Origin of the sequence: Spongiimicrobium salis, assembly GCF_043678055.1 — a bacterium.
In the GTDB taxonomy this organism is placed as follows: domain Bacteria; phylum Bacteroidota; class Bacteroidia; order Flavobacteriales; family Flavobacteriaceae; genus Spongiimicrobium; species Spongiimicrobium salis.
The window spans coordinates 1-4,010 of record NZ_JBHEQA010000014.1; the positions used below are offsets into that span (position 1 = coordinate 1).

The 4,010-nt window shown below is 56.3% G+C and carries 1 protein-coding gene; it reads right to left on the bottom strand.

Annotation, left to right across the window (positions count from 1 at the left end; genetic code table 11):
* Positions 1-4,010 (bottom strand): beta strand repeat-containing protein (locus tag ACEXOE_RS23655; RefSeq protein WP_394751359.1); only part of this gene is annotated, 4,010 nt, incomplete at both ends.

A 4,010-nucleotide genomic window follows, 5' to 3' on the forward strand; every position in this document is an offset into this window, starting at 1 on the left:
TCCAAGGTCAGGATGTTCCCCGCAGCCAGGGTCAGTTGCTGGTTGTCCGCCGCTGCCAAGATCGTGCTGAAGTCCACTGTCTGTGTACCGCCGTCCTCAAGGGTCAATGTAAGCTCATTGCTGGTATTGTCAAGGCTGAAGGCCGTGATCTGTTGGTTGTCCGTATTGTCCAAAAATGGGGTCAGGTTCACCGTACCGCCATCTTCCAAGGTCAGGATGTTCCCTGCCGCCAAGGTAAGCTGCTGGTTGTCCGCCGCTGCCAAGATCGTACTGAAGTCAACCGTCTGTGTACCGCCGTCCTCAAGGGTCAATGTCAGTTCGTTGCTCGTATTGTCCAGGCTGAAGGCCGTGATCTGCTGGTTGTCCGTGTTGTCCAAAAATGGGGTCAGGTTTACCGTACCTCCGTCCTCAAGGGTCAGGATGTTCCCTGCCGCCAGGGTCAGTTGCTGGTTGTCAGTGCTTCCTAATGCCAACTCCGCTAAGGCTCCTTCTACATCTCCTGCAGTAAAGTTCCCAGCTGTATCTGCTATGGAAACCTCTGCAGCCGTCTGGTCGTCAGTGCCCACTAGTCCGTTTAGGTTCACCGTCTGCGTACCACCGTCCTCCAAGGTCAGGGTCAATATGTTCGTAGCTCCGTCCAGACTGAAGGCCGTGATCTGCTGGTTGTCCGTATTGTCAAGGAATGGGGTCAGGTTCACCGTCCCTCCATCTTCCAAGGTCAGGATATTTCCTGCCGCCAAGGTCAGTTGCTGGTCGTCCGTGCTCCCACTGGCCAATTGGTCGATCGCGTCCTGTACGTTGGTCGCCGTAAGACCGGAGGTCGTACCGTCATAAGGGTTGCTGTCCGCCCGTGTATCCAGGATAACGTCCGTACCGTCACCGTTGGTAAAGGTATAGGTACCGTTCCCGTTGTCCGTCAGGTCAGCCTTGTTCACCTTCTGCGTCACACCGTTCTCGTTCACATAGGTCACCGTGCCGTCGCCCACGTCCGTAAGGTTCGTGATCGTTTCCGCTATCGCAACGGAGGCAACATTGAGGTATAGTCCCCCATCGCTGCCTGCGATGATATTGTTGTTCGCATCCCCACTGATCAGGTTGATCGTCACAGGGGTGCCCGTTTCGTCAGTATAGGTAAAGGTCGCATCGCCATTGTTCACCAAGGTCGATATCGAGGTGTCCGAGATCGTCGTCGTCCCACCTGCAGCGTCCGTAAAGGTATAGGTGCCGTCACCGTTGTCCGCAAGGGCCACCGTGCCCGCGGCCGTATTGATCGCATCGATGGCGTCCTGTACGTTGGTCGCCGTAAGGCCCGAGGTCGTACCGTCATAGCTCACCTCTGCAGCCGTCTGGTCGTCCGTGCCCACTAGTCCGTTTAGGTTCACCGTCTGCGTACCGCCATCCTCCAAGGTCAGGGTCAATATGTTCGTAGCTCCGTCCAGACTGAAGGCCGTGATCTGTTGGTTGTCCGTGTTGTCCAAAAATGGGGTCAAGTTCACCGTGCCACCGTCCTCAAGCGTAAGGATATTTCCTGCCGCCAAGGTCAGTTGCTGGTTGTCCGCCGCTGCCAAGATCGTACTGAAGTCCACCGTCTGGGTACCGCCGTCCTCCAAGGTCAATGTAAGCTCGTTGCTGGTATTGTCAAGGCTGAAGGCCGTGATCTGCTGGTTGTCGGTATTGTCGAGGAAGGGGGTCAAGTTCACCGTACCGCCATCTTCCAAGGTCAGGATATTTCCTGCTGCCAAGGTCAGTTGCTGGTTGTCCGCCGCTGCCAAGATCGTGCTGAAGTCCACCGTCTGTGTACCGCCGTCCTCCAAGGTCAGGGTCAGTTCGTTGCTGGTATTGTCAAGGCTGAAGGCCGTGATCTGCTGGTTGTCCGTGTTGTCCAAAAATGGGGTCAGGTTCACCGTACCGCCGTCCTCAAGGGTCAGGATATTTCCTGCTGCCAAGGTAAGCTGCTGGTTATCGGCCGCTGCCAAGATCGTACTGAAGTCCACTGTCTGTGTACCTCCATCTTCCAAGGTCAGGGTCAGTTCGTTGCTGGTATTGTCCAAGCTGAAGGCCGTGATCTGCTGGTTGTCCGTATTGTCAAGGAAGGGCGTCAAGTTCACCGTGCCGCCATCTTCCAAGGTCAGGATGTTCCCTGCCGCCAAGGTAAGCTGCTGGTTGTCCGCCGCTGCCAAGATCGTGCTGAAGTCCACTGTCTGTGTACCTCCATCTTCCAAGGTCAATGTCAGTTCGTTGCTGGTATTGTCAAGGCTGAAGGCCGTGATCTGTTGGTTGTCCGTGTTGTCAAGGAAGGGCGTCAAGTTCACCGTACCGCCATCTTCCAAGGTCAGGATATTTCCTGCTGCCAAGGTAAGTTGCTGGTTATCGGCCGCTGCCAAGATCGTACTGAAGTCCACTGTCTGTGTACCGCCGTCCTCCAAGGTCAATGTAAGCTCGTTGCTGGTATTGTCCAAGCTGAAGGCCGTGATCTGCTGGTTGTCCGTATTGTCGAGGAAGGGCGTCAAGTTCACCGTGCCGCCATCTTCCAAGGTCAGGATGTTCCCTGCCGCCAAGGTAAGCTGCTGGTTGTCCGCCGCTGCCAAGATCGTGCTGAAGTCAACCGTCTGGGTACCCCCGTCCTCCAAGGTCAAGGTCAGTTCGTTGCTGGTATTGTCCAGGCTGAAGGCCGTGATCTGCTGGTTGTCCGTGTTGTCAAGGAATGGGGTCAGGTTCACCGTACCACCGTCCTCAAGGGTCAGGATATTTCCTGCCGCCAAGGTCAATTGCTGGTCGTCCGTGCTCCCACTGGCCAATTGGTCGATCGCGTCCTGTACGTTGGTCGCCGTAAGACCGGAGGTCGTACCGTCATAAGGGTTGCTGTCCGCACGGGTGTCCAATATAACGTCCGTACCGTCACCGTTGGTAAAGGTATAGGTACCGTTCCCGTTGTCCGTCAGGTCCGCTTTGTTCACCTTCTGCGTCACACCGTTCTCGTTCACATAGGTCACCGTGCCGTCGCCCACGTCCGTAAGGTTCGTGATCGTTTCCGCTATCGCAACGGAGGCAACATTGAGGTATAGTCCGCCGTCGCTGCCCGCGATGATATTGTTGTTCGCATCCCCACTGATCAGGTTGATCGTCACAGGGGTGCCCGTTTCGTCAGTATAGGTAAAGGTCGCATCGCCATTGTTCACCAAGGTCGATATCGAGGTGTCCGAGATCGTCGTCGTCCCACCTGCAGCGTCCGTAAAGGTATAGGTGCCGTCACCGTTGTCCGCAAGGGCCACCGTGCCCGCGGCCGTATTGATCGCATCGATGGCGTCCTGTACGTTGGTCGCCGTAAGGCCCGAGGTCGTACCGTCATAGCTCACCTCTGCAGCCGTCTGGTCGTCCGTGCCCACTAGTCCGTTTAGGTTCACCGTCTGCGTACCGCCATCCTCCAAGGTCAGGGTCAATATGTTCGTAGCTCCGTCCAGACTGAAGGCCGTGATCTGTTGGTTGTCCGTGTTGTCCAAAAATGGGGTCAGGTTCACCGTACCGCCGTCCTCAAGGGTCAGGATGTTCCCTGCCGCCAAGGTAAGTTGCTGGTTATCGGCCGCTGCCAAGATCGTGCTGAAGTCCACCGTCTGTGTACCTCCGTCCTCCAAGGTCAATGTCAGTTCGTTGCTGGTATTGTCCAAGCTGAAGGCCGTGATCTGCTGGTTGTCCGTATTGTCCAGGAATGGGGTCAGGTTTACCGTACCACCGTCCTCAAGGGTCAGGATGTTCCCTGCCGCCAAGGTAAGCTGCTGGTTGTCCGCCGCTGCCAAGATCGTGCTGAAGTCCACCGTCTGTGTACCGCCGTCCTCAAGGGTCAGGGTCAGTTCATTGCTCGTATTGTCCAAGCTGAAGGCCGTGATCTGCTGGTTGTCCGTATTGTCCAAAAATGGGGTCAGGTTCACCGTACCACCGTCCTCAAGGGTCAGGATATTTCCTGCCGCAAGGGTCAGTTGCTGGTTGTCCGCCGCTGCCAAGATCGTGCTGAA